A 24187-nucleotide genomic window follows, 5' to 3' on the forward strand; every position below is an offset into this window, starting at 1 on the left:
GCTGGTGGTTCGCTGTCGTTGCGTCAGGCCCCCGTGTCCGCGGACCGTACGGTGCGCCCTCCGATCGCGGGCGCACACCTATGCAACTTACTCACCGTTTATTCGGTTCCCGATTCCGGCCGGGAACGAGGCAGGATTGTGACCATGTCCAACACTCCCATGGCAGCGAACCCGCTCACCCGGGCCGTACTCGAGATCGACGAGTACGCCTCCGGCCTCGGCTGGGACCAGCCCGCTCGCCTCTTCGCCCTCGTCGACACCGCACGGCTGCGGACCGAGGAACCCGCCCTCGCCGCCCAGCTCGGCCTCCAGGACGAGCCGGAGACCTCCGGTCTCACCCCGATCGAGCAGGACGAGGTCCCCGCGGACCGCCCGCTCGACGAGTTCCTCGCCACGATCGCCTGGCCCGACGCGGTCGCGGGATGCGCCCTCACCGTGGAGCGCCTGATGCTGCCGCCGTCCGCCGAGGCCCAGGTCCCGCAGGGGCTGGACGAGACGAAGCTCACCCAGTGGGTGGCCGGCCACCCCGAGCGCCAGGAGGTCCGCATGACGGTCGCCGTGCTGCGCGACGGCTCCCGGGACTCGGCGCTGCGCCTGCGGGAGAAGGACTCCGTTACGGAGGTCCTCACCGGCTCCGGGCTGGTACCGGGCCTGGCGGAAGCCCTGGCGGCCACGTTCGAGGACTGAGGCGCGAGGGGGCTTGCGGGGGGGGCTGCTCCGCGAGCGCGGGGGGCTGGGGCGCCCTGGGGGCGCCCGGGGGCGCTGGGGCGCCCTCTGAGCGCCGGGGGCTGTGCGGGCGGACCGGCGGAGGGCTGTGAGCGCGGTGGGGCCTGTGAGAGACACCGTGAGGGCTCTCAGCGCGGTGGGGGGCTGTGAGCGTGCGCGGCCGGGGCCTGGGGCTCCGGCCGCGCACGGCAGCGTCGGGGGCCGGTGGCGGGTCAGCCCTTGGCCGTGCAGGTGGGCAGGTCCGCCGTCCTACCGGAACGGATGTCCTTGAGGGCGCCGAGCGCGTCGCCGATGGTGCCGACCTTGACCAGGGTCAGTCCGGAGGGCGTGTCCTTCGCGGCGGCCGCGCAGTTGTCGGCGGGCGTCAGGAAGTACTGGGCGCCCTTGTCGCGTGCGCCGATGGTCTTCAGCTCGATGCCGCCGATCGGCCCGACCTTGCCGTCGTCGTCGATCGTCCCGGTGCCGGCCACGAACTTGCCGCCGGTCAGGCTGCCCGGGGTGAGCTTGTCGTAGAGGCCCAGCGCGAACATCAGGCCGGCGCTGGGACCGCCGACGTCCGCGAGCTTGATGTCGATCGTGAACGGGAAGGTGTGGTCGGTCCCCGCGGAGATGCCGACGACGGCCCGCTGGGGACCGCCGTCGTCGGACTTCGCCGTGGTGAGGGTGACGTCCTTGGTGGCCGTCGCCGTCCTGTGCGCCTTCTCGGCGGCGGCCTGGTCCTTGGCGGGGACGATGGTGAAGACGACGTCCTGGCCCGGCTTGTGCTTGGTGACCAGCTTGGCGACGTCGGCGGGCTCCTTGACCGGGGTGCCGTCCACGGCCTTGATGACGTCACCGGCGTGCAGCCTGCCCTGCGCCGGGGTGCCCTTGACCACGGTCGAGACGATCACCCAGCTCTGCACCGGGATGCCGAGTTCCTTCAGCGCGGAGACCTTCGCGCTCTCCTGGGACTGGCTGAACTCCTCGGCGTTCTCCTGGCTGGACTGCTCCTCGGTCTTGCCGTCCGGGTAGAGCGTGTCGTGCGGGACGATCTTGTTGTCGTGGGCGAGCCAGCCGTAGACGGCCTCCACGAGGTTCATCCGGTAGTCGGGGCTGGTGACCCGGACGGTGGTCATGTTCAGATGGCCGTCCGTCGGATAGGTCTTGTGCCCGCTGACCTGCAGCACCGGCTCGCCGTCGTGCTCACTGAGGGTGTTGACCGTGGGTCCCGGGGACATCTCCGAGTACGGCACCGGGAGGAACACTCCCGCGCACAGGAGCGCGATCAGCATCAGGGTGGAGGCGAGCATCGTCGCGGTGCGGCGTGGCATGTCTCGACAGTACGGGACGGGCCTGTCGGCGCACCGTCAGGGCGGCCGTCCGCCGTCCCCGCTTCAGGTGCCGGACGTGGACCTCTCCATGGCTTCGCGGAAGCGGTTGTACCCGTCGAGTTCGGGGCCGTCGCTGCGGATCCTGCGCGTGCGGTTGGCCCAGCTCCCCCACAGACCGGCGGCTATCCCGGCCACGAGTGGAATCAGCAACCAGGCGAGCGCTGCCATGCCGACCTCCCTACCCCAATCGAGCGACCGCGAGTGACTGATCAGCAGATTAACCATCCGCACTGACAACGCTCGGGCCAGGGTGCCGGTTACGCAACCGGGGACGCGGCACGGGAGCGGCGCCGGGCAGCGGCCGCGTCACCCGGCGCGGGCCCCGCGGGCACCGGCCCGTCTCAGCAGGCCCCAACCCACTCCTCCGTACCGTCGGAGAACCTCTGGTGCTTCCAGATCGGCACCTCGTGCTTGAGGTCGTCGATCAGCTTCCGGCAGGCCTCGAAGGCCTCGCCCCGGTGCGGGCACGACACGCCGACGACGACAGCGAGATCGCCGACCTTCAGATCCCCCACCCGGTGGACGGCGGCGAGCGCCCGCACCGGGTACTCGGCCACGACCTTCTCGGCGATCCGCCGCATCTCGGCCTCGGCGCTGGGGTGGCAGGAGTAGCCCAGCTCGTCGACGTCGGCGCCCCCGTCATGGTTGCGCACGGTCCCCACGAACAGCGCCGTCCCCCCGGCCGCGTCGTCCCCGACGGCCCGGAAGACCTCGTCCAGGGACAGCGCGGTCTCCCGGATGCCGATGAGCTTGATGGGGTCGCCGGCCGCGTACTCGCCGGGGTGATCGTGGATGGGTGCCATGCCCCCATCGTGCCGCACGCGCGCGAGGACACGGAATAGCGTGATCGCCCCGCACACACGCGTACGGCTTTGGAGCCTCCTACGACGCCGGGCCGGCCGGGCGGCAGCCCCCGGGTACGGCGGCCGGGCGGGGCTGCCGGGCCGGGGCGGCCGGGCGGGGCGGCCGCCCGTCAGATGCGGCGTCGGGCCTTGCGGGCCCGGCGCACCACCGCGGCGGCGCCCAGCAGCGCGACCGTCGCGCCCGCCGCGCCCGCGGCCGTCGCGTCCTTGCGCCCGAGCCGGCGTCCGGCCACCGTGTGCCGCCCGGCGACCTCCTCCAGCAGCTCCGCGAGGACCTCCTCGTTCGTCCACTTCGGCCGCCACCCGGCGTCGTGCAGCCGGCTCCCGCTGACCACCCACGGGTACATCGTGTAGGCGAGGTCCCCGGCCGGGGACGGGGTGAGCCCGATCCGGTGCAGCCGGGCCGCCGCGCCGAGCGCGACCGCCGACGGCAGCTCCATCCGCCGGATCCCGCTCAGCTCCTCGACCTCCTCCTGCTCCAGCCAGCCGTCGCAGCCGACGGCCAGCTCCCCCTCCGCCTTCTCCAGCACGGCGTACTCCAGCGCGCTGCACAGGTCCTCGACGTGGCAGAACTGCCAGGCGGGCCGCGACCCGGCCACCACCAGCAGGCGGGGCGACTCGAAGTACCTGGTCAGCGCGGTGTCGGTGCCCCCGACCAGGACCGCCGGGCGGACGACGGTGACGTTGAGTCCTGGGTGCGCCCGGGGCGCGCGCCGCGCCAGCCGCTCGATCTCCAGCAGGTCCCCGACGCCGGTCGCCTCCGCGGTCGCCCGCAGTTCGGCGTCCTCGGACAGCGGCAGCTCGTTCTCCGGCAGCGCCCCGTAGACCATCGCCGAGGTGCACAGCACCACCCGGTGCACGCCGGCCGCGGCGGCCGCGGTCAGCACGGTCTGCGTCCCCCGGACGTTGTAGGCGCTGCGCGCGGCGGGGTCGGTCTCCAGGTCGAGGTCGAGCGCCAGGTGCACCACGACGTCGGCGCCGCGCAGCCGGTCGGCGATCGCCGGGTCCCGCACGTCGAGGACGTGCCACTGCGCCGCCGCGCACTCCCCGCGCCGCTCGTCGATCGCGATGACCTGCCTGACCTCGGCGGACGCGGCCAGCCGCTCGGTGAGCAGGGCACCGACCCCGCTCGCGGCTCCGGTGACCGCGACGACGGGCCCGCGCACGGCGGGGGTGCTTTCATGGTTTCGCGCTGCGCGAACCTGTGGATCTGGGGAACTCACCGGGCGTCTCCAGCGGTTGTCTTCCATACGGGCGCGAACGACGCGTACGTACCAGGTGGCATCCATCCTGCCGCAGGCGTCCTGTCGGCGAAGCACCGAGCCCCGAACCGCTCACGGTGTCTACGCTGGGTGGTGTTGTCGGGCAGCCGCGCCGCCGGAAAGAACCGGTGGCCTTACCAGCCGAGGAACCCCGTGAGTGACACCCCATTCGGATTCGGCCTTCCGCCGGAGGAGCCGGACGACGGCGACGAGGGCAAGAAGAAGGACCAGCAGAGCGGCGGTGGGCAGGGGCCGGCCAACCCGTTCGGTTTCGGGCTGCCCGGAGCCGGAGGCTTTGGCGGGCCCGGCGCCGACAATCCGCTCGCAGCGATGTTCGGCTCGCTGAACCCCACCGACCTGGGCGCCGCCTTCCAGCAGCTCGGCCAGATGCTCTCCTACGAGGGCGGCCCGGTGAACTGGGACATGGCCAAGCAGATCGCCCGCCAGACGGTCTCCCAGGGCACCTCCGACGGCACGAAGGACGCCAGCGTCGGCGCCGCCGAGCGCACCGCCGTCCAGGAGGCCGTCCGCCTGGCCGACCTGTGGCTGGACGACGCGACGTCCCTGCCCTCGGGCGCCGCCTCGACGGTGGCGTGGTCGCGCGCGGAGTGGGTCGAGGCGACCCTTCCCGCCTGGCAGGAGCTGGTCGACCCGGTCGCCGAGCGCGTCGGCAGTGCCATGGGCGACGTGCTGCCCGAGGAGATGCAGGCCATGGCCGGCCCGCTCATCGGCATGATGCGCTCCATGGGCGGCGCCATGTTCGGCACGCAGATCGGGCAGGCCGTGGGCGTGCTGGCCGGCGAGGTCGTCGGCTCGACCGACATCGGCCTGCCGCTCGCCCCGGCCGGCAAGGCCGCGCTGCTCCCGGTGAACGTGGAGAAGTTCGGCAAGGACCTGGGGGTGCCCCAGGAGGAGGTGCGGCTGTACCTCGCGCTGCGCGAGGCCGCCCACCAGCGGCTGTTCGCGCACGTGCCGTGGCTGCGTTCGCACCTGTTCGGCGCGGTCGACGGCTACGCGCGCGGGATCAAGGTCGACACCGCCAAGCTGGAGGACGTGGTCGGCCAGTTCGACCCGCAGAACCCCGAGCAGTTGCAGGACGCCCTCCAGCAGGGCATGTTCCAGCCGGAGGACACCCCGGAGCAGAAGGCCGCCCTGGCTCGTCTGGAGACCGCCCTGGCGCTCGTGGAGGGCTGGGTGGACGCGGTGGTGCACGCCGCCGCGAAGCCCCGTCTGTCGTCCGCCGACGCGCTGCGGGAGACGCTGCGCCGCCGCCGGGCCTCGGGCGGCCCTGCCGAGCAGACGTTCGCCACGCTGATCGGCCTGGAGCTGCGTCCGCGCCGGCTGCGGGACGCGTCCCGTCTGTGGGCCTCGCTCACGGACGCGCGCGGGGTCGAGGGCCGGGACGCCCTGTGGGCCCACCCGGACATGCTGCCGACCGCCGCCGACCTGGACGACCCGGACGGCTTCGTGCACCGCGAGCAGCTGGACTTCTCCGAGCTGGACAAGATGCTCGGCGAGGCGGCGCGCGGCAAGCCGGACCTGCACAAGAAGGACGCGGACGAGGGCCAGGCCGGGGACGGCGACGGGGACAAGGGCCCCTCGGACGGCGAGGGCAAGGACGACGGCGCCGAGTGAGCCTCTTCGACGACGCGGTCCTCGTGCTCAAGGGCTACGAGGACCAGACGGAGCTGCGCCAGGCCTACCTGGACCATCTGGCCGCGCACCCGGACGGCATGTGGAAGGCCTGCGGGGCGGGGCACATCACCGCGAGCGCCCTGGTGATCGACCCCGAGCGCGGCCGGGTGCTGCTGACCCTGCACAAGAAGCTGCGCATGTGGCTGCAGATGGGCGGCCACTGCGAACCGGGCGACGCCACCGTCGCGGCCGCCGCACTGCGGGAGGCCACGGAGGAGTCCGGCATCGCGGGGCTCACTCTGCTCCCGGGCGGTCCGGTGCGGCTGGACCGGCATCCGATCCCGCCGCCGTGCCACTGGCACCTCGACGTGCAGTACGCCGTGCTCGCCCCGCCCGGGGCCGTCGAGGCGATCTCCGACGAGTCGCTGGATCTGCGCTGGTTCGCCTTCGACGAGGTGCCGGACGTGGCGGACGAGTCGGTCGTACGGCTGCTGGAGGCCACGCGGGCCAGGCTCTGAACGGGGCCCGTCAGGGTGGATGGGAGGGGCGACCACGTCGGCGGTCGCCCCTCACCCGTGTCCGGCCTCGCAGGCCCGCCCGCTCAGCTCCAGACGTTGCCCTGGTTCTGCCCCCGGGCCCCCTGCTGGCCCATGCCGAACTGCGCGGCGAGGCCCTGCCCGATCACCGCGTTCTGCGGCGGCAGCAGCTCACTGGGCTGGACGAGCGCGTAGCCGCTGCCCATGAAGCTCAGCTCCCAGCCCTCCCCCGTGTTGCCGCGGCGCCGCCACACCCCCGAGGAGTGGGTCTGGGCCTGCATCTGCACCCGCAGCCCCGTGGACCAGGCGACGATGGCGTCCGCGTCGCAGTTGACGTACTTGTCGGGCGTCACCTGCATCATCAGCGGCGCCCCGGAGGTCATCAGGGCCACCTTGCCGCGGCCCGTGATGTTCAGCTGGTACTTCCCCGAGCCGGAGATGCCGTACATGCTGTCGACGGCGATGACCTCGTGGTGCAGCGAGGAGTCCATCGCCAGGACGTAGCTGCTGTCGACCGTGAGGCCGTCCTGCTCGACGTCCATGACGTGCACGTACTGGGCGAGGTTGGCGAGGAAGACGGTGCCCTGCCCGTGGCAGCGCATCAGGTCCAGGCCCTCGCCCGTGTAGGCACGCGCGCGCCCCTGGTCGTTGTTCTGGTACTCGGCGTCGAACTCGACCATGCCCTGGTAGGCGACCATCGTCCCCTTGCGGGCCAGGATGTCGTCGTGGCCCTCCAGGACGACGCGCAGCATCTGCTTGTTCTGCAGACTCCAGCGCTCCTGGCTCTGGACGTCGTTGTGGGCGAAAAGCGGGCTCTGCATGTTCTGTCTCCCCCTCAGCCCCGGATCCGGAGGCGGTCGGTGCTGTCCTCGCTGGGCTGGACGACGACGATGCCCTGTCCGGAGAACGCCATCTGGTAGGCCTCGCCGCTGCCCCGCCCGATCAGGGACTGCGCCTTGAAGCTCCGCTTGCCCTTCACCTTCAGGTTCGGTGACCAGGCGACGAGCGCGTCCGGGTCGACGTAGGTCTCGTCCTCCCCGCCGCCGCAGTCGACGACGATCGGCTTGCCGCGGGAGGTCAGCGCGACCCACCCCTGGCCGGAGATCTTGGTGTTCCACAGGCCCTGCCCGGCGAACTTCGCCAGTCCCTTGACCCGCTCCACGCCCCACTGGAGGTGCGCGTCGAAGGCCAGCAGGTTCGTGGCGTTGACCGAGATGGCGTCCCCGCCCAGGTTGATGACGACCACGTCGGCACCGTAGTCGGCGAGGTAGAGCAGGCCGTCGCCGGTGCACTTCATCAGCGGCGCGCCCTCGCCGGTGATCCAGTCCCGGGCGATCTGGCGCACGGCCGGCGGGTTGGGCTCGTACTGGACGAAGCCCTCGTAGGCGACCATCGACCCCACGCGCGCGAAGAGGTCGTTCCCGGTCTGCATGGCGACCTTCAGCATGTGGCTGCCGTGGTTCTCCATGCGGGCGGTGACGGGTGCGGGGGCGTAGCCCGCGAGCGGCTGGTTCATGACGGGCTCCCTCAGACCTCGTAGGGCTGGACGACGACGAAGTTGCCGGGCGCGGCCCGGAACTGCAGGTTGACGCCCTCCCCGGTGTGTCCCGGGTAGGCGTTGCGGCGCATGCGCACCTGGCTGGAGACGATCACCTGGGCGGCGGCGGACCAGGCGACGACGGCGTTGGAGTCGACGAACGTCGTCGGGGTCACCGGCAGGACGACGGGCGTGCCGTGCGTCTTGACGACGACGGTGCCGGTGCCCTGGAACTGCATCGTGAACAGCGCGCCGCCGGGGATGCCGTGCCCCTCGATGCGGCGGACCTCGTACTGCAGGCTCTCGTCGAAGGCGAGGACGTTCTCCGCCGAGACGCAGATCGCGTCGCCCTGCAGTTCGACCGGGTGCAGGTGGGCGGAGTTCTCGGCGAAGAACACCTGGCCCTGGCCCGTGCAGCGCATGAGCTGCATCTCCTGGCCGGTGGCGTTGCCGACGATGCGGCCCGCGAAGCCGGCGCCCTTGTAGCTGAAGTCGACCTTGCCCTGGTAGAGCACCATGCTGCCCTGCCGGGCGAGGACGGGCTGCCCGCCCGTGCCGAGGTCGGCGCGGATCAGCTTGCCGTTCTGCAGCGTCCAGCGCTGACCGGTGGGCGTCTCCTTGAACCGCTGGAGCGCGGCGGCCACACCGGCGCCCTGGGGTGCGTGGCCGCCGCCCTGGGGAGCCCCGTAGGGGGCGGGCTGTCCGGGGACCTGCCCGAACTGCGGCTGCCGGCCGTAATCGGCGGGCGGCGCGGGCTGGCCGTAACCGGGCGGCGCGGTCGGGGCGTGGGGCGCCGGGGGCCGGCCGTAGCCCGGGGGCGGGGGTGCCGCCGGGCCGGGGGCCGGCTGGCCGTACGGCGGCTGGTGGCCCGGCTGGCCGTAGGGCGCCGGAGCCGGGGCCGGCGGCGGGACGGTGCCTCCGGGCGGGTTCACGGGCGCGATGAGGGTCGGTGCGGCGTGCACGGAGGGGGCGGGCGCCGGTGCCGGCGGGCCGGGCTGCGGAGTGGATCCGGGGGGCGGCGCGTAGCCCTGGGCGGCGGGCTGCGGCGGGGCCGCCGGGGCCGGAGCGGGTGCCGACGGGGCCGGGGAGGCGGGCGGCGAGCCGGCGGGGGCGCCGAAGGGGGGTGGAGCGGCCGCCTGGGCGGGCGGGGCGAAGCCGGGTGCCCCGCCGGACTGCGCCTGCTGCGGTGCTGCCGGGGCGGGTGCCTCTTCTTCCAGTACCTCGCCGCCGAAGTTCTTCAGGAGGGCTTCGAGGCCGCCGTCGAACCCCTGTCCGACCGCGGCGAACCGCCAGACGTCCTTGAGGTAGATGTCCCCCAGCATCACGGCCCGCTCGGTGGAGAACTCCGCGCCGGTGAAGGCGTACCGGGCCACCTCCTCGCCGCCCGCGACGATGCGCAGGTAGCCGGGGGCGATCTGCGACATCTGCCCCGCGCCGTCGATGGTCGCCGTGAACGACAGTTTCTGGATCTGCGGCGGGATCCGGTCGAGCGTGACCCTGAAGGACTCCGTGTCGCCGGCCTGCGCGCCCAGCAGCTGGATGGCCTCCTCGGGGGACTTCGGCTGGTTGAAGAAGACGAAGTACCGGTCGTCGGAGAGCCGTTCCCCGGCGTCGAGTCCGAAGCAGCTGATGTCGAAGGTCAGTCCGGGGCCGGAGATCTGTACTCCCACGTACAGATCCGTGCCCGCGGTCAGGTCACTGATCCTGGCCTTGTGGCCGCGTTGGAATTCCCTGGGCATGCGTAACGACCGTCCCCCATCCCGAGTGCGAGTGCGTCGCGTCAGGCTAGCGGCAAAGTCCGACACCGGACCAAGCCGGTACAGACCCGGTACACAATCCCCGCGCGGCCGTGGCGTACGCCCCTCGGGGCGCCCCGCTCGCCGTTTCAGGAGGGACGAGCGCTCACTCGTCCGGGTCGGCGGGCGGATGCGGCAGCCGCGCCGCCGCGGCCACCCCCTCCAGGTAGCCGCGGGCCCGCTCGGTGCGCGGGTAGGCCTCCAGGAGACGCCAGAAGTCGGGGCCGTGACCGGGCACCAGCAGGTGGGCCAGTTCGTGCAGGAGTACGTAGTCGACGACGTACTCGGGCATGCCCCGGAGACGGTGCGAGAGCCGGATGCTGCCCTCGGCCGGGGTGCACGAGCCCCAGCGGGTGTTCTGGTTGGTGACCCAGCGGACCGAGGCGGGCCGCGCCCTGCCGTCGTAGTACTGCGCCGAGAGCCGTGCGGCGCGAGCGGCCAGTTCCGTGTCACCGGGCGACCGGCGGCTCTCCTGGGCGGCCAGCTTGCCGAGCATGACGTTCACCCAGCGCCGCTCCTCCGCCTCGGACATCCGGGCGGGGATGAGCACGACGGTGCGGTCGCCGTCGCGGTACGCGGAGACCGTCCTGCGGCGGCGGGTACTCCTGCGGACCTCGATGGGACCCGCCGCCGGGCCGCTCGGCGGCGGGCTCGTCCTGCCGCGTTGCGGCGTTCCGGCGCGGTGCAGTGGGTCGGCGGACACGCCCCGACGTTACCGGGTGTACGCGGTGGAAGTCCCGGCTGCCGGACGGTTCCCCGCCGATCCCCCACCGACGGTCCGATTCGTACGACGAATCCCCACCGCCTGTGGACAACTTTCGGCACCGTCCGGCGGGAGCGGGCATGCTGGCACTCGTCGGCGGAGCATGACCGGCTCCCCGGCAGCCGTACCTCTCTTCCCTCTCGTTCCCCTCCCCTTTCTGCTGTCTCATCCGTTTCTCTTCCTGCTGTCTCATCCATCCGGCTACGGGGGCCGCTCATGCATCCGATGGTGAAACCCGCGCTGCGGCGCGGCTGGCGCGATCTCAACACCGTGCAGTTCGGGATGACACCCGCGCACGCCCTGACCCTGGGACCCGTCGACACCGCGACGGGGAGCTTCCTCGACCTGCTCAACGGCACACGCGGACTGCCCCTGCTGCGGGAGCAGGGCCACCGCATGGACCTGCCCGAGGGGCATGTCGACCTGCTCGTGGAGCGGCTGGCCCGCGCCGGTCTTCTGGACGACGCGCGCGGCGGCGGCGCGGAGGCCGGTGAGCTGCGGGCGAGGAAAGAGGTCATGGACCGGCTGGGGCCCGACCTCGCCGCCCTGTCCGTCCTGACCCGTGAACCGGGTGAGGCGATCGACCGGCTGGCCGCCCGGCGCGGTATGCGGGTGCAGGTGCGCGGCGCGGGCCGGGTGGGGGCGGTGCTGGCCGCCCTGCTGTCCGGTGCGGGTGTCGGCGAGGTCGAGGTGATGGACGGCGGCTGCGTGGAACCGTGGGACGTCGCCCCCGGAGGGCTGCCCGCCGACGCCGTGGGTGAGCGCAGGGACGCCGCGGCGCGCCGGGCCGTGCGCCGGGCCGCCCCGGGCCGTCCGGTGCGCCAAGGCCGGGGGACGCCGTCCGGGGCGGAGGAGACCGGTCATTCACTGGTCGTCCTCGCCCCGCGCGACGACGTCTCGGTGTACGCGCCCGATCCGGCCGCGGCGGCTCCCCTGATCGCGTCGGGCACCCCTCATCTGTACGCCGGGGTGGTGGAGGCCACCGGTGTCGTGGGGCCCCTGGTCCTGCCCGGGCTGACGAGCTGCGCGGAGTGTCTGCACCGGGGGCGCGCGGACCGGGACGAGACGTGGCCGCGGCTGGTGGCCCAGTGGCGGTCCGGCAGGCAGCCCCGGGTACGCCCCTGCGACCTGGCCCTCGCCACGACCGTCGCGGGACTGGCGGCGGCCCACGCGCTGGCCTTCCTGGACGGGGACTCGCCCTCCAGCGCGGGCGCCCGCTGGGAAGTGTCGGCGCCCGCGCTGAACTGGCACGGGCGCCCGGTGTGGCCGCATCCGGACTGCGCCTGCGGGGCGGTGCGCGATTCCGTGGCGGAAGACACCTCAAAGGAGGCCGGTCCACGCGCGACAATGGCGGGGCAACAGCCGTCGTCCACGCCCCGCCCGCAGGCGGACGCGACACGGCTTGCTGGGACTTGGAGGGCGCATGTCTGATCTTCCCCGGAAGGCGGTCACCCGGACCGCCAAGCTCGCCGCGCTCCCGCTCGGCTTCGCCGGGAGAGCGACCTGGGGCCTCGGCAAACGGATCGTGGGCGAGTCCGCGGAGATCGTCGGCCGGGAGCTGCAGCAGCGCACGGCCGATCAGCTCTTCAAGGTGCTCGGCGAGCTGAAGGGCGGCGCGATGAAGTTCGGGCAGGCCCTGTCCGTCTTCGAGTCGGCGCTGCCCGAGGAGGTCGCCGGCCCCTACCGGGCGGCTCTGACCAAGCTCCAGGAAGCCGCGCCGCCGATGCCGACGCGCACGGTGCACGCCGTGCTGGAGGAGCGGCTGGGGACGGACTGGCGTGCGCTGTTCGAGGAGTTCGAGGACAAACCGGCCGCGGCGGCCTCCATCGGCCAGGTGCACCGGGCGGTGTGGCACGACGGCCGTGAGGTGGCCGTCAAGGTCCAGTACCCCGGTGCCGGTGAGGCCCTGCTGTCCGACCTGGCGCAGTTGAGCAGGTTCGCCCGCCTGCTGGGGCCGCTGATCCCCGGCATGGACATCAAGCCCCTCATCGCGGAGCTGAGGGACCGGGTCTCCGAGGAACTGGACTACGGCCTGGAGGCGGAGGCGCAGCAGGCGCACGCGGAGGAGTTCGCGGACGACCCGGACGTCGTGGTCCCGGCGGTGGTCCACCAGTGCGAGCAGGTCCTGGTCACCGAGTGGATCGACGGTGTCCCGCTGGCGGAGGTGATCGCGGACGGCACCCAGGAGCAGCGCGACCGCGCCGGCCAGCTCCTCGCCCGGTTCCTGTTCTCGGGCCCCGCCCGCACCGGCCTGCTCCACGCCGACCCGCACCCGGGCAACTTCCGCCTGCTCCCCGGCGGCCCCGAGGGTGAGGACGACTGGCGCCTGGGTGTCCTGGACTTCGGCACCGTCGACCGGCTGCCCGGCGGCCTGCCGGAGCCGATCGGCGCGTCCCTGCGGATGACGCTGGACGGCGAGGCCGACGCGGTCTACGACATGCTGTGCGCGGAGGGCTTCGTCAAGGAGTCGATCGAGCTGGACCCGGACGCCGTGCTCGACTACCTGCTGCCGATCATCGAACCGGCCCAGGTGGAGGAGTTCACGTTCACCCGGGGCTGGATGCGCAGCCAGGCGGCCCGCATCGCCGATCCCCGCTCCCCCGCCTACCAGCTGGGCAAACGGCTCAATCTGCCCCCGGCGTACCTGCTGATCCACCGTGTGACGCTGAGCACGATCGGCGTGCTGTGCCAGCTGGGCGCCACGGTACGGCTGAGGGACGAGCTGGAGGAGTGGCTGCCGGGCTTCGTCACCGGGGCGGAGGAGGAGGAAGAGGCCGTCGTCGAGGCGTGAGCCGCACAGGGGATCACCACCAGGCGGAGTCGAGCCGTCCCTCGATCGACCGCAGGTGCTCACGGGAGCAGGCGTCGCAGAAGTAGCGGCGCACTCCGTCCTCGACGGAACAGGTCCAGGTGGGAGGCGGTTGTGGCGCCGAGGTGCCGCAGCGGGCGCAGCTCACGGGCGGCCGCCGGGCGTCGCCGCCGGCTCCGTGGGCGCCGGGCTCTCCGTCGGGGTCTGCGCAGGGACGCGTCACGGGGTGACGATACCTCCGCGCCGGGGACGGCGGGCGTGACGCACCGCGGGGCCGGTCCGTGCGAACGGACCGGCCCCGCGAACGCAGAGGCGCCTTCCCGGCCGGGAGGCCACCGCTGAGCGGTGTGGCGGTTACTGCATGACCGCCATGGCGAGCGCGCGGCGGGCGCGCCGCGAGGCGCGCTCGGCGCGGCGCTGCATCCGGCGGGCGGTCACCAGGCGCACGGCCAGGCGTTCGCGCTCCACCTCGTGCAGCCGCTCCTGCATATGCGCACGAGCCATGGCTTCTGGGATGAGTTGCATCTCTCGGGTCCTGTTCTGTCGCGAGTCGTTCGCGCCGGTGGTGGTGACGTCTTCGGTGGCGGAGCCTGCGGGCTCGCTGGGGGCGGACGGCTTCATCGGGGCCTGCTTCTGGGGGTCGTGCGTGAGGGGGCGATCGATGGTTCCTGCGATGTTCATGCCGCAACCGGGTTCTTGCGCGGGCGGCCACGCGGCCGCTTCCGGGCGACGACAACGCCCTGGACGAACAGTTCGCCGCCCCAGACGCCCCAGGGCTCGCGCCGCTCCTTGGCGCCGGCGAGGCAGGCCTCGATCAGCGGGCAGGTGCGGCACAGGGACTTGGCGTACTCCACGTCCGCCGGCGACTCGGCGAAGAAGACCTCCGGGTCGTAGGAACGGCAGGGGACGGGCACGCCGAGGTTCTCGATGGCGTCGTCGAGCGCGGTGAGCGCGGTGAGCGGGATCAAGGCGGGGTCCTCCGTGAGACCGGGCTTGGGGATCGTGTCGGAAGGCGGTACGGACGGGGCGTGCGCTTCGAGTTGCACGGGTGGTCTTCCTCGTCTGGTCGGTCCGGCCGGGTCGGCCGGGTGTCGGCTGGGTACCGGGTTCTTTTCTTGTCCCGAGGCCCCTTCGGTCTGTCGTCCCCGTTCGGGAAAAACAGAAGGGCCGCGGATCCCGGGTGGGGTTCCGCGGCCCTGAAGGCGCCGGCCTGATCGACGATCAGGCTGGATCACTCCAGGGTTCTGGCCCACGGAAGGCCCACATCAGGTGGTGCTGCGTCGTCTGCTTCCGGATACCGGCACCGGCCGCCGCAAAGGCATAGGCATGCGCCTGTGCCGCTACTGCTTCCAGTGCCTCGGTCGGTCGCTCATTGCGCTCGCGGACAGGAAGACCCGCGATGGACAGGAAGGACTCGGAGCGCACGGCGCGAACGCCGGACACACCGGTGCCCTGGTCCGAGACGCCGAGCATGCACAGGGAAGCGACCGAGCGATCGGTCATTTTGGCGGTGCTGAAGAAGCTGCTCTTGATGCTGATCACTGGACTCGCCTCCTCTCGGCGTCTGGGGGACTGGGGTGAGCCAGTCCGTACGGATATGCAAGTACAACACGGAGTCAGGGCCTCAAGGAAGACCGCTGTTCCCGTGACCAAGAACCTATGGGGATTCCCCGGGCATGCGCAAACTATTTTTCCGACGAGTTCGCATCAGTCGTCGATCACTGTGCCCGTACGCTCCTGACCTGTGCAGATGGCGAGAACATCGGCTCCGTGACGGCGCAGCTTACGTGTCCCGACACCGGGGATGCGCGCCAGCTCGCGGGCGTCGTCGGGGGCGGCCTCGGCGATCGCCATCAGGGTTCTGTCGGTGAAGACGCAGAAGGCGGGCTGCCCGCTGAGCCGCGCCTGCTCCTCCCGCCACTCGCGCAGCCGCTCGTACAGGCCCTCGTCCATGTCGGAGGGGCAGCCGTCGCAGCGCATCAGCTTCATCTCGCCGGCGTCGGTGAGGGTGCGGCCGCAGACCCGGCACCGGGCCGGAACCCGCTGCATCCGCCGGGTGGCGGCCTGCGGCCCCCGGGCCGCAGTGCCCCCCGCCGCCGCGGTCCCGCGTTCGATCCCTCCGGCCGCGCCCCGGCCGCCCCGGCCGGCCACGGCGGCCGAGCCGGGGCGAAGTCCGTCGAGGAAGCGGCTGGGGCGGCGGCTGGGACGACCGCCCGGCGTGCGGGTCAGGGACCAGGACAGGTGCAGCCGCTCGCGGGCGCGGGTGACGCCGACGTAGAGCAGGCGGCGCTCCTCCTCGATCTGTTCGTCCGTCCTGGCGTAGGTGATCGGGATCATGCCCTCGCCGACGCCGACGAGGAAGACGACGTCCCATTCCAGGCCCTTGGCCGAGTGCAGGGAGGCGAGGGTGACGCCCTGGACGGTGGGGGCGTGCTGGGCGTTCGCCCGTTCGTCGAGTTCGGCCACGAGGTCGGCGAGGGTGGCGCCCGGCCGGGCGGCGGCGAAGTCCCGAGCGAGGTTCACCAGCGCGGCCAGCGACTCCCAGCGCTCCCTGACGGCACCCGAGCCGGCCGGGGGCTGGGCGGTCCAGCCCTCGCCCGACAGCACGGCACGCACCTGGGAAGGCAGGTCGACGGCCTCGTCGAGGAGGGAGTCGTTGCCTCCGAAGCGGGCAGCGGCCCGCAGGGCGACGCTCGCCTTGCGGACCTCGGGCCGGTCGAAGAAGCGCTCGGCGCCGCGCAGCTGGTAGGGCACCCCGGCGTCCGCCAGGGCCTGCTCGTAGATCTCGGACTGGGCGTTCGTCCGGAACAGGACCGCGATCTCGCTCGCCGGGACCCCGGAGGCGATGAGGTCGTGGATGCGGCGGGCCGCGCCCTCGGCCTCGGCGGGCTCGTCCGCGTACTCGGTGTAGTCCGGCTCCGGGCCCGCGGGGCGCTGCGAGACCAGTTCCAGCCGGTGGTCGGCGGCGCGGCCGCGTGCCTGGGCGAGCAGCCCGTTGGCGAGACGGACGACCTGGGGGGTGGAGCGGTAGTCGCGGACCAGTTTGACGACGGTGGCTTGCGGGTGCCGGACGCGGAAGTCGAGGAGATGGTCGGGGGTTGCTCCTGTGAACGAATAAATGGTCTGGCTGGCGTCACCGACGACGCAGACGCTGTCCCGCTCCCCCAGCCACAGTTCCAGCAGGCGCTGCTGCAGGGGGCTGACGTCCTGGTACTCGTCCACCACGAAGTGCTGGTACTGGGCGCGGACCTGTTCGGCGACGTCGCGACGGTCCTGAAGGATGGCGACGGTCAGCAGCAGGACGTCCTCGAAGTCGATGACCGAGCGGTCCCGCTTGAGGTCTTCGTAGACCGAGTACAGCTGGGCGACCTCGGCCGGGTCACGGGGGGTTTCGCGACCGGCCTTCGCTGCTGCGAGGGCGTAGTCGGCCGGGACGGTCTGGGTGACCTTGGCCCACTCGATCTCCGCGGTGACGTCCCGCAGCTCGCCGCGGTCCAGCCGGATGCGGCAGGCCGCGGCCGCGTCCGCCACGAGCTGGATCTTGCGGTCCACGAGCCGGGGCATGGTGCCACCGACCGCTTTCGGCCAGAAGTACTGGAGCTGACGCAGGGCGGCGGAGTGGAAGGTGCGGGCCTGGACGCCCTGGGCACCGAGCTGGCGCAGCCGACCGCGCATCTCGCCCGCGGCGCGGTTGGTGAACGTGACGGCGAGCACGCTGGAGGGCTGGAGGATCCCGGCGCGCACGCCGTAGGCGATCCGGTGGGTGATCGCGCGGGTCTTTCCCGTCCCGGCTCCCGCCAGCACGCACACCGGGCCGTGCAGCGCGGTGGCGACCTCGCGCTGCTCGGGGTCGAGCCCTTCGAGCACCGCGTCGGCAGAGTCCGGTACCTGCGGGAAGAGGGTGGAGTGCGTTGCTGCTGTCACACAGCCATGCTGCCAGGTCGCGGGAGACGGGTGAGCTGGTTGTCCACAGGCGGCCCCTCGCAGTCGTACTAATGCGACGGGACTCACCCGCCTCCCCCGGGCGTCGATACCCCCCGTGGGAATGCGGGGGGCGGTGACGTACGTTCATCGACTGCGACCACTACGTCCCCGACCCGCTGAAGGAGCGCGAGAGACATGCCGGGCACTGTGACGATGTACAGCACCACGTGGTGCGGCTACTGCCGCCGGCTCAAGAGCCAGATGGACCGCGAAGGCATCGCGTACAACGAGATCAACATCGAGCAGGACCCGGAGTCGGCGGCCTTCGTCGAGAAGGCGAACGGCGGCAACCAGACGGTGCCGACCGTGCTCTTCGAGGACGGGTCGACGCTGACGAACCCGTCGCTGGCGCAGGTCAAGCAGAAGATCGGCGTCTGAGTCCGTCCCCTGCCCCGTGCGGGGAACCGTGCTCGGCACGCGCGGAAGGCGGCCCCCGTGATCGCTGGATCACGGGGGCCGCCTTCGTGCGCCTGCGGGGCCGCGGCCGGGGGGCTCGGCGTGCTCTCCTGCCGGACTGCCGGGCTGTCGCGCTCAGCGCGGGCCCGGCGCGGTCGGGACCTGGGCCTGGGCCTGGCTCAGACGAAGGTCCTCGTCGGCAGCGGCTTGCCGTACCAGAGTTCGATGAGCCGGGCCGCGATGGAGATGCCGTAGGGCGGCAGGACCTCGCCGGACTCGAACGCCGCGAGCAGCTCCTCGCGGGAGAACCAGCGGGCCTCGTGGATCTCGTCGCCGTCGACGTCGATGTCGGTGGAGGTGGCGTGCGCCATGAAGCCGAGCATGAGGCTGGAGGGGAACGGCCAGGGCTGGCTGGCGACGTACTCGACCTCGCCGACGGCGATGCCGACCTCCTCGTGGACCTCGCGGCGCACCGACTGCTCGATGGACTCCCCCGGCTCGACGAAACCGGCGAGCGTGGAGAAGCGGCCCTCCGGCCAGTGCACCTGGCGGCCCAGGAGGATACGGTCCTCGTCGTCGGTGACCGCCATGATCACCGCGGGGTCGGTGCGCGGGTAGTGCTCGGCGCCGCAGGCCGGGCAGCGGCGGATGTGGCCGGCCGCGGCGATCACGGTGCGCTCCCCGCAGCGGGAGCAGAAGCGGTGCAGCCGCTGCCAGTTCTCCAGGGCCACCGCGTGCACCATCAGACCGGCGTCGCGGGGTGACAGCAGCAGGCCGGCCTCGCGCAGTCCCGCCGGGCGCGCGGACTGGTCCATCCGGCCGGGCAGCGAGTCCTTCTGCAGCGCGAAGTAGCTGACGCCCTCGTCGTCGGTGCCGAGGAAGTAGCGGTGCGCCTCGGTGAGGGGGGCTTCGAAGGACGGGGTCATGACGAGTTCGGTGCGGCCGTCGGGTGTCTCGTCGATGAGTGCCTGGCCGCCGGAGACCACGAAGCAGCGGGTGGTGGGGTGGCTCCATGCCGCGGCGAGCCAGGCCTCGTCGAGCCGGTGGTGGGCGGCCCGGTCGATGCCGCTGGGCGCGGTGAGCGAGACGGGGCGGTCTGCGGTGTGGTCGGTCCAGGTGGTCACGGGTGCTTCCAACTCCCCCGGTGCAACGGTTGATTCGGCGGCGGTTCAGCGGGACGTACGGCAGGAGGGGGCCGGGTCCGGCGGGACGTCAAGGGCGCGGGGCGGCCCCTCCAGTGTGCCCCTCGTGCGACGGCGTCCCGGACGGCGGTGGGTCAGGGTGCATCGCGCCAGTGCCCGGCGAGATCGCCCCACAGGTACGCGCTGGTCTCGACGCCCTTGAGCAGCAGGTCCAGCTCGACCTTCTCGTTCGGGGCGTGCCAGCCGTCGGAGGGGACGGAGATGCCCAGGAAGAGCACGGGGGCGCCCAGCACCTCCTGGAGGTCGGCGGCCGGCCCGGAGCCGCCCTCACGGGTGAAGCGGACGGGGGTCTGGAAGGCCCTGCTCATGGCACGGACCACGGACTGCAGCGCCGGGTGGTCCAGCGGGGTCAGGCACGGGCGGGTGGCCGCGCCGAACACCGTCTCGTGCCGGATCCCGTCGGGCACCTGTTCGTCGATCCAGGCGCGGACAGCCTTCTCGACGTGGTCGGGGTCCTGGCCCGCGACCAGGCGGAACGACAGCTTCACCATGGCCGTGGACGGGATGATCGTCTTGCTGCCGGGGCCCTGGTAACCGCCCCCGATGCCGTTGACCTCGGCGGTGGGGCGGGCCCAGATCCGCTCCAGGGTGGTGTGCCCGGCCTCTCCCCGGGCGGCGTACGACTTGGCGGTGCGCAGCCACTGTGCCTCGTCGAAGGGCAGTTCGGCGAAGAGGGCGCGTTCGCGGTCGGTCAGCTCCACGACGCCGTCGTAGAAGCCGGGGACGGCCACGCGCGCGTGTTCGTCGTGCAGCGCGGCGACCAGGCGGGCGGCGGCGGTCGCCGGGTTGGGCACGGCACCGCCGAAGGAGCCGGAGTGGATGTCCTGGTCCGGGCCGTACAGGCGGATCTCGCACTCGGCGAGTCCGCGCATGCCGGTGCACACCGTGGGCGTGTCCTCGGACCACATGCCCGTGTCGGAGACGATCACCGCGTCGGCGGCGAGCCGGTCCGCACGGCTGTCGACCAGGGCGCGGAAGTGCGGGGAGCCGGACTCCTCCTCGCCCTCGATCAGCAGCTTGAGGTGGACGGCCGGGGTGGTGCGCCCGGTGGCGGCCAGGTGGGCGCGGACACCGAGTGTGTGGAAGAACACCTGGCCCTTGTCGTCGGCCGCCCCGCGCGCGTGGAGCCGGTTGTCCCGGACGACCGGCTCGAAGGGCTCGGTGTCCCAGCCGTCCTCGCGGGCGGCGGGCTGCACGTCGTGGTGGCCGTAGACCAGGACGGTGGGGGCGCCGGGGTCGTCCGAGGGCCACTCGGCGTAGACGGCCGGGGCGCCCGGGGTCTGCCAGACCTCGGCGGTGGGGAAACCGGTCTCCTTGAGCTTGGCGGCGAGCCAGTCGGCGCTGCGCCGTACGTCGGGCGCGTGGTCGGGCTGCGCCGACACGGAAGGGATGCGCAGCCACTCGGCGAGGTCGTCGAGGAAGGCGGCGCGGTGCTGCTCGATGTACGTGCGGACGGCGCTGTCCGGGGTCTGGCTCATGCTCCCGAGCCTATCGGCCCGCGGTGGCATCCGGTTCGGGCGGTTCGTCACACTGCGGACCGGGCCGCGGCCGGGGCGGGGGTCCCTCCTGGGCGCCGGGCCGGGGGTCGTCCAGCAGCAGCCGTTCCAGCGCGGCCCGGTCCGGCAGCGGGTCCGGGCGTACGACCTCTCCGGTGCGTACGTACACGAACGCTGCCGCGACCCGCTCCAGGGGCAGTCCGTGCCGTTCGGCCCAGGCCAGCCGGTACACGGCGAGCTGGAGCGGGTCCGCCGTGCGGGAGCGGTGCGTCTTCCAGTCGACGATCTCGTACGTCACCTCCCGGCCTTCGCCCTCCTTGTAGACGGCGTCGATCCGGCCACGGACGACGCGGCCGGCGATCTCCAGCTGGAAGGGCGCCTCGACGCGGTGGGGGGTGCGGCGGGCGTACGGAGTGCGTTCGAAGGCTGCCTTGAGGGCTTCCAGGTCCTGCTCGTCGAGGATCTCGGCGTCGGAGCCGGGCAGCTCCTCGGGCTCCAGCAGGGGCAGGGTGAGCGCCTCGAAGCGGGTCTCGACCCAGGCGTGGAAACGGGTGCCACGGCGTGCGGCCGGTTGCGGAGGGAGCGGCATGGGACGCGCGAGTTCCCGTGCGAAGCCGTCCGGGTCCGCCGCCAGGCGCATCAGCTGGGAGGCGGTCAGGGTCGCCGGCAGGGGGACGTCGACGACGCTCTGCCGGGCACGGCGAAGCTCTCCGGTGAGTGCGTCGAGGTCGCGGTCCCAGGAGGCGACGGTGCGGGCTTCCTCCGGAGTGAGGTGCGCGGGTTCGGGCTCCGGGACGCGTTCCGGTTCGGGCTCCGGGACGCGTTCCGGTCCGTGTTCCAGGGCGGGCTCCGGTCCGTGTACCGGGGCGTGTTCCCGTCCGTGTTCCGGGGCGGCTTCCGGGTCGTGTTCCGCAGCGGGCGCCCGGCGGGATCCGGGGGTGCGTCCCTCGCCGGAGGTCGCCTGGTGCGGGATCGCGGGGGCGGGGCGGTCGGCGCTCCAGGAGTCCCAGTCGCCGGGCTCGTCCTCGGCGGGGACCCCGTCGTCGAAAGGCGGTGCGTCGTCGAAGGGGGGTGCCTCGTCGAAAGGGGGTGCCTCGTCGTAAGAAGGCGCGTCGTCCCGCGGGGGCGGGGGCCAGTCCGGGTCGTCGTGGGAGTCCGGTGTGTGCGCGGCCGGCGGGAGGCCGCGGGCGTCCGCGCGGGCGGCGAGGTCGTCGAGGTGGGCCAGGACCGTCGCGGCGGCGGCGCGGCGGCGGGCCAGGGCCGTCTCGTCCAGCGGCAGGGGCCAGACCTGATCCGCCTCGGCACGGTGCAGGACCGGGTTCTCCTCGTCCTCCTCCGGTTGCTCCGCCCAGACCTCGGTCTCGCCGTACCCGGCCGCGCAGTGGTCGTGCAGCGCCAGCAGGAAGCCGGAGGGGCCGCGAGGCTTCTTCTGGCTCGGTCCCCACCAGTGGCCGGAGCCGAGCAGCAGTGAGCGCGGGCGGGTGAAGGTGACGTAGCCGAGGCGCAGTTCCTCGGTGTGCTGGTGGTCCTTCATGGCCTCGTGGAAGGCCTTCATGCCGCGTGCGTCCCAGCTGCCGACGTCGGGCAGGGTGTCGGCGTCGCCGCGCAGGGCGTGCGGGAGGACCTTGCCCTGGCTGGTCCACTTCTCCCGGCCCTGCCCGCTCGGGAAGGCGCCGGTGACCAGTCCGGGGACGGCGACGACGTCCCACTCCAAACCCTTGGAGCGGTGCGCGGTGAGCACCTTGACCGTGTTCTCGCCGCCGGGCAGCGCGTTGTCGAGGCCCTTCTCGTACTGGGCGGCGGTGCGCAGGAAAGCGAGGAAGGCCAGCAGGGACGCCTCGCTCTCGTGGGCGGCGAAGGAGGCGGCGACGTCCAGGAAGTTCGACAGGGTCTCGCGGCGGCGGGCGGCCAGGGCATGCGGGGACGCCGACAGTTCCACCTCCAGGCCGGTGACGGCCAGCACCCGGTGCAGGACGTCCATCAGCGGGTCGGACAGGGAGCGGCGCAGGTCGCGCAGCTCGGCGGCGAGCCGCGCGAAGCGCACGCGCGCGTCCGGCGAGAACGGCAGCCCGTCGTCGCCGCCCCGGCCGTCCAGGGGCGTCTCCAGGAACGTGTCGAGGGCGTCGGCCAGGGAGACCACCTCGGCCGGGTCGACGCCCTCGACCGCCTCGGCGAGCCGTCGGTCCGGGTCGTCGTCGCCGTCCGCGCGCGCGTGGGCGACGAGCAGCCGCGCCCGGCGTCCGAGGAGCGCCAGGTCGCGCGGGCCGATCCGCCACCGCGGGCCGGTCAGCAGCCGTACCAGGGAGGCGTTGGCCCCCGGGTCCTGCAGGACCTCGCACACGGCGACGAGGTCGGCGACCTCGGGCAGGTGGAGCAGCCCGGACAGGCCGACCACCTCGACGGGGACGTCACGGGCGACCAGGGCACCCTGGATCTCGGCGAAGTCGGCCGCCGTACGGCACAGGACCGCGATCTCACCAGGTGCCTTGCCGGTCCGCACCAGGTGGGCGATCGAGTCGGCGAGCCACCCGATCTCCTCGGCGTGGGTGCGCAGCAGCGCGCAGCGCACCAGTCCGTCGCGTTCGGCTCCGGGGGCCGGGCGGAGGGCTTCCACGCCCGCGTGCATGGCCCGCAGGGGCTCGGCGAGGCCGTTGGCGAGGTCGAGGAGCCGGCCGCCGCTGCGCCGGTTCTCGCTGAGGGCCTGCCGGGTGGCGGGCCGGCCGTCGGCATGCGGGAAGTGCTCGGGGAAGTCGTCGAGGTTGGCGACGGAGGCCCCACGCCAGCCGTAGATCGCCTGGCAGGGGTCACCGACGGCGGTGACGGGGTGGCCCGTGCCGTCGCCGAACAGGCCCGCCAGCAGGAGGCGCTGGGCGACCGAGGTGTCCTGGTACTCGTCCAGGAGGACCACCCGGAACTCGTCGCGCAGCACCCGGCCGACCTCGGGGAGGCGGGCGAGCCGCGCGGCGAGGGCGATCTGGTCGCCGAAGTCCAGCAGGTCGCGCTCGCGTTTGGCGGCCCGGTAGCGCAGCACCAGCTCGGCCAGGTCCCGGCGGGCGGCTGCCGTCTCGGGGACCTTGCGCAGGTCGGCGTTGGTGAGCTTGGCGCCCTGGAGGGTGTCCAGCAGTCCGGCGTCCCACGCGCGCAGGTCCTCGGGTCGCACCAGGTGCTCGGCCAGCTCGGCGTCGAGAGCGAGGAGGTCGCTGACCAGGTCCGGGAAGGAACGGGTCAGTGCCGGGTAGGGGCCGGGGGCCTCGCGCAGGACGCGTGCGGCGAGCTGGTAGCGGGTGGCGTCGGCGAGCAGGCGGGTGGTGGGCTCCAGGCCGATGCGCAGGCCGTGGTCGGCCAGGAGACGGCCGGCGAAGGCGTGGTAGGTGGAGATCACCGGCTCGCCGGGCGGACGGTCCGGGTCGATGACGTCGGGGTCGGTGACGCCGGCCCGGACCAGTGCCGTGCGGACCCGCTCGGCCAGCTCACCGGCCGCCTTGTTGGTGAAGGTCAGGCCGAGGACCTGTTCGGGGGCGACCTGGCCGGTGCCCACCAGCCAGACCACGCGGGCCGCCATCACGGTCGTCTTCCCCGACCCGGCTCCGGCCACGATCACCTGCGGGGCGGGCGGCGCGGTGATGCAGGCCGTCTGCTCCGGGGTGAAGGGGATCCCGAGCAGTGCCTTGAGCTGTTCGGGATCGGTGATACGGGCGGGCACGTCGAAAAGGCTAGCGGCGGGCACTGACAACCGGTGCCCGGTTCACCTGCCGGAACCGAAGAAGCGCAGGTCAGCCCAGGTGGTGCCGTACGTCACGCGGGCCGGCGGG

22 protein-coding genes are annotated in these 24187 nt (G+C 73.0%); 6 read left to right on the forward strand and 16 right to left on the reverse strand.

The window, feature by feature from the left end:
- Nucleotides 1-144: 144 nt before the first annotated feature.
- Nucleotides 145-687 (forward strand): PPA1309 family protein, encoded by a 543-nt coding sequence (locus tag AC6I72_RS10770; protein ID WP_498000582.1) that lies wholly within the window; start codon nt 145-147, stop codon nt 685-687.
- A 251-nt stretch (nt 688-938) separates the two neighbouring features.
- On the opposite strand, the gene AC6I72_RS10775 is transcribed toward AC6I72_RS10770, so the two are convergent.
- The 4 genes from AC6I72_RS10775 to AC6I72_RS10790 form a co-directional block, all read right to left on the reverse strand.
- A complete protein-coding gene (locus AC6I72_RS10775; RefSeq protein ID WP_498000583.1) occupies nt 939-2036 on the reverse strand; it encodes a YlbL family protein in 1098 nt (365 codons plus the stop codon).
- Between the two features lie 63 nt (nt 2037-2099).
- On the reverse strand, nt 2100-2264 hold the full coding sequence (locus AC6I72_RS10780; RefSeq protein WP_199811499.1) for a hypothetical protein: 165 nt from the start codon (nt 2262-2264) through the stop codon (nt 2100-2102).
- A gap of 173 nt (nt 2265-2437) precedes the next feature.
- Complete coding sequence (locus AC6I72_RS10785) at nt 2438-2899, reverse strand: molybdenum cofactor biosynthesis protein MoaE (RefSeq protein ID WP_498000584.1); 462 nt, start codon at nt 2897-2899, stop codon at nt 2438-2440.
- 170 nt (nt 2900-3069) lie between these two features.
- A complete protein-coding gene (locus AC6I72_RS10790) occupies nt 3070-4182 on the reverse strand; it encodes an SDR family oxidoreductase (protein ID WP_037851998.1) in 1113 nt (370 codons plus the stop codon).
- Between the two features lie 192 nt (nt 4183-4374).
- On the opposite strand from AC6I72_RS10790, the gene AC6I72_RS10795 reads away from it, so the two are divergent.
- Together AC6I72_RS10795 and AC6I72_RS10800 are read left to right on the forward strand one after the other, a co-directional pair.
- Nucleotides 4375-5856: a zinc-dependent metalloprotease gene (locus AC6I72_RS10795; protein ID WP_498000585.1), complete on the forward strand. Its 1482-nt coding sequence runs from the start codon at nt 4375-4377 to the stop codon at nt 5854-5856.
- A complete protein-coding gene (locus AC6I72_RS10800) occupies nt 5853-6374 on the forward strand; it encodes an NUDIX hydrolase (protein WP_498000586.1) in 522 nt (173 codons plus the stop codon). Before AC6I72_RS10795 ends, AC6I72_RS10800 begins: the two co-directional genes overlap by 4 nt.
- Nucleotides 6375-6457: 83 nt before the next feature.
- Here AC6I72_RS10800 and AC6I72_RS10805 read toward each other — a convergent pair whose 3' ends face one another.
- The 4 genes from AC6I72_RS10805 to AC6I72_RS10820 all read right to left on the reverse strand — a co-directional run bounded on the left by AC6I72_RS10805 (nt 6458) and on the right by AC6I72_RS10820 (nt 10428).
- Entirely contained in the window at nt 6458-7213 is a 756-nt protein-coding gene (locus AC6I72_RS10805) for an AIM24 family protein (RefSeq protein WP_498000587.1), read from the reverse strand.
- 14 nt (nt 7214-7227) lie between these two features.
- Complete coding sequence (locus tag AC6I72_RS10810; RefSeq protein ID WP_037852007.1) at nt 7228-7908, reverse strand: AIM24 family protein; 681 nt, start codon at nt 7906-7908, stop codon at nt 7228-7230.
- 11 nt (nt 7909-7919) lie between these two features.
- Nucleotides 7920-9668 (reverse strand): TerD family protein, encoded by a 1749-nt coding sequence (locus AC6I72_RS10815; RefSeq protein ID WP_498000588.1) that lies wholly within the window; start codon nt 9666-9668, stop codon nt 7920-7922.
- A gap of 163 nt (nt 9669-9831) precedes the next feature.
- Entirely contained in the window at nt 9832-10428 is a 597-nt protein-coding gene (locus AC6I72_RS10820; protein WP_498000589.1) for a M48 metallopeptidase family protein, read from the reverse strand.
- A 276-nt stretch (nt 10429-10704) separates the two neighbouring features.
- Here AC6I72_RS10820 and AC6I72_RS10825 point away from each other — a divergent pair, with 276 nt between their 5' ends.
- A complete protein-coding gene (locus AC6I72_RS10825; RefSeq protein ID WP_498000590.1) occupies nt 10705-11919 on the forward strand; it encodes a TOMM precursor leader peptide-binding protein in 1215 nt (404 codons plus the stop codon).
- Complete coding sequence (locus tag AC6I72_RS10830) at nt 11912-13279, forward strand: ABC1 kinase family protein (protein ID WP_498000591.1); 1368 nt, start codon at nt 11912-11914, stop codon at nt 13277-13279. Before AC6I72_RS10825 ends, AC6I72_RS10830 begins: the two co-directional genes overlap by 8 nt.
- A gap of 13 nt (nt 13280-13292) precedes the next feature.
- On the opposite strand, the gene AC6I72_RS10835 is transcribed toward AC6I72_RS10830, so the two are convergent.
- The 5 genes from AC6I72_RS10835 to AC6I72_RS10855 all read right to left on the reverse strand — a co-directional run bounded on the left by AC6I72_RS10835 (nt 13293) and on the right by AC6I72_RS10855 (nt 17308).
- On the reverse strand, nt 13293-13520 hold the full coding sequence (locus AC6I72_RS10835) for a hypothetical protein (RefSeq protein WP_498000592.1): 228 nt from the start codon (nt 13518-13520) through the stop codon (nt 13293-13295).
- 131 nt (nt 13521-13651) lie between these two features.
- On the reverse strand, nt 13652-13978 hold the full coding sequence (locus AC6I72_RS10840) for a putative WhiB-interacting protein (protein ID WP_366725995.1): 327 nt from the start codon (nt 13976-13978) through the stop codon (nt 13652-13654).
- Nucleotides 13975-14343 carry a WhiB family transcriptional regulator gene (locus AC6I72_RS10845; protein WP_037852019.1) on the reverse strand — a complete coding sequence of 123 codons (369 nt, stop codon included), beginning with the start codon at nt 14341-14343 and terminating at the stop codon, nt 13975-13977. Before AC6I72_RS10845 ends, AC6I72_RS10840 begins: the two co-directional genes overlap by 4 nt.
- Before the next feature lie 175 nt (nt 14344-14518).
- Entirely contained in the window at nt 14519-14839 is a 321-nt protein-coding gene (locus AC6I72_RS10850; protein WP_498000593.1) for a hypothetical protein, read from the reverse strand.
- A 165-nt stretch (nt 14840-15004) separates the two neighbouring features.
- Nucleotides 15005-17308 carry an ATP-dependent DNA helicase UvrD2 gene (locus AC6I72_RS10855; RefSeq protein WP_498000594.1) on the reverse strand — a complete coding sequence of 768 codons (2304 nt, stop codon included), beginning with the start codon at nt 17306-17308 and terminating at the stop codon, nt 15005-15007.
- Nucleotides 17309-17416: 108 nt separating this feature from the next.
- On the opposite strand from AC6I72_RS10855, the gene AC6I72_RS10860 reads away from it, so the two are divergent.
- On the forward strand, nt 17417-17659 hold the full coding sequence (locus AC6I72_RS10860) for a mycoredoxin (protein ID WP_037852025.1): 243 nt from the start codon (nt 17417-17419) through the stop codon (nt 17657-17659).
- A 197-nt stretch (nt 17660-17856) separates the two neighbouring features.
- On the opposite strand, the gene nudC is transcribed toward AC6I72_RS10860, so the two are convergent.
- The 3 genes from nudC to AC6I72_RS10875 all read right to left on the reverse strand — a co-directional run bounded on the left by nudC (nt 17857) and on the right by AC6I72_RS10875 (nt 24078).
- On the reverse strand, nt 17857-18801 hold the full coding sequence (gene nudC, locus AC6I72_RS10865) for an NAD(+) diphosphatase (protein WP_498000595.1): 945 nt from the start codon (nt 18799-18801) through the stop codon (nt 17857-17859).
- Nucleotides 18802-18953: 152 nt separating this feature from the next.
- Nucleotides 18954-20357: a dipeptidase gene (locus AC6I72_RS10870; protein ID WP_498000596.1), complete on the reverse strand. Its 1404-nt coding sequence runs from the start codon at nt 20355-20357 to the stop codon at nt 18954-18956.
- Nucleotides 20358-20367: 10 nt separating this feature from the next.
- Complete coding sequence (locus AC6I72_RS10875; protein WP_498000597.1) at nt 20368-24078, reverse strand: ATP-dependent helicase; 3711 nt, start codon at nt 24076-24078, stop codon at nt 20368-20370.
- Nucleotides 24079-24187 lie beyond the last annotated feature (109 nt).

The organism is Streptomyces sp. Xyl84 (genome assembly GCF_059731885.1).

What these genes read in the sequence shown, in the direction of transcription:
- AC6I72_RS10770 (WP_498000582.1), top strand. Translation starts at nt 145, where the DNA reads ATGTCCAACACTCCCATGGCAGCGAACCCGCTCACCCGGGCCGTACTC.
- AC6I72_RS10775 (WP_498000583.1), bottom strand. Translation starts at nt 2,036, where the DNA reads ATGCCACGCCGCACCGCGACGATGCTCGCCTCCACCCTGATGCTGATC.
- AC6I72_RS10780 (WP_199811499.1), bottom strand. Translation starts at nt 2,264, where the DNA reads ATGGCAGCGCTCGCCTGGTTGCTGATTCCACTCGTGGCCGGGATAGCC.
- AC6I72_RS10785 (WP_498000584.1), bottom strand. Translation starts at nt 2,899, where the DNA reads ATGGCACCCATCCACGATCACCCCGGCGAGTACGCGGCCGGCGACCCC.
- AC6I72_RS10805 (WP_498000587.1), bottom strand. Translation starts at nt 7,213, where the DNA reads ATGCAGAGCCCGCTTTTCGCCCACAACGACGTCCAGAGCCAGGAGCGC.
- AC6I72_RS10810 (WP_037852007.1), bottom strand. Translation starts at nt 7,908, where the DNA reads ATGAACCAGCCGCTCGCGGGCTACGCCCCCGCACCCGTCACCGCCCGC.
- AC6I72_RS10815 (WP_498000588.1), bottom strand. Translation starts at nt 9,668, where the DNA reads ATGCCCAGGGAATTCCAACGCGGCCACAAGGCCAGGATCAGTGACCTG.
- AC6I72_RS10825 (WP_498000590.1), top strand. Translation starts at nt 10,705, where the DNA reads ATGCATCCGATGGTGAAACCCGCGCTGCGGCGCGGCTGGCGCGATCTC.
- AC6I72_RS10830 (WP_498000591.1), top strand. Translation starts at nt 11,912, where the DNA reads ATGTCTGATCTTCCCCGGAAGGCGGTCACCCGGACCGCCAAGCTCGCC.
- AC6I72_RS10840 (WP_366725995.1), bottom strand. Translation starts at nt 13,978, where the DNA reads ATGAACATCGCAGGAACCATCGATCGCCCCCTCACGCACGACCCCCAG.
- AC6I72_RS10860 (WP_037852025.1), top strand. Translation starts at nt 17,417, where the DNA reads ATGCCGGGCACTGTGACGATGTACAGCACCACGTGGTGCGGCTACTGC.
- AC6I72_RS10870 (WP_498000596.1), bottom strand. Translation starts at nt 20,357, where the DNA reads ATGAGCCAGACCCCGGACAGCGCCGTCCGCACGTACATCGAGCAGCAC.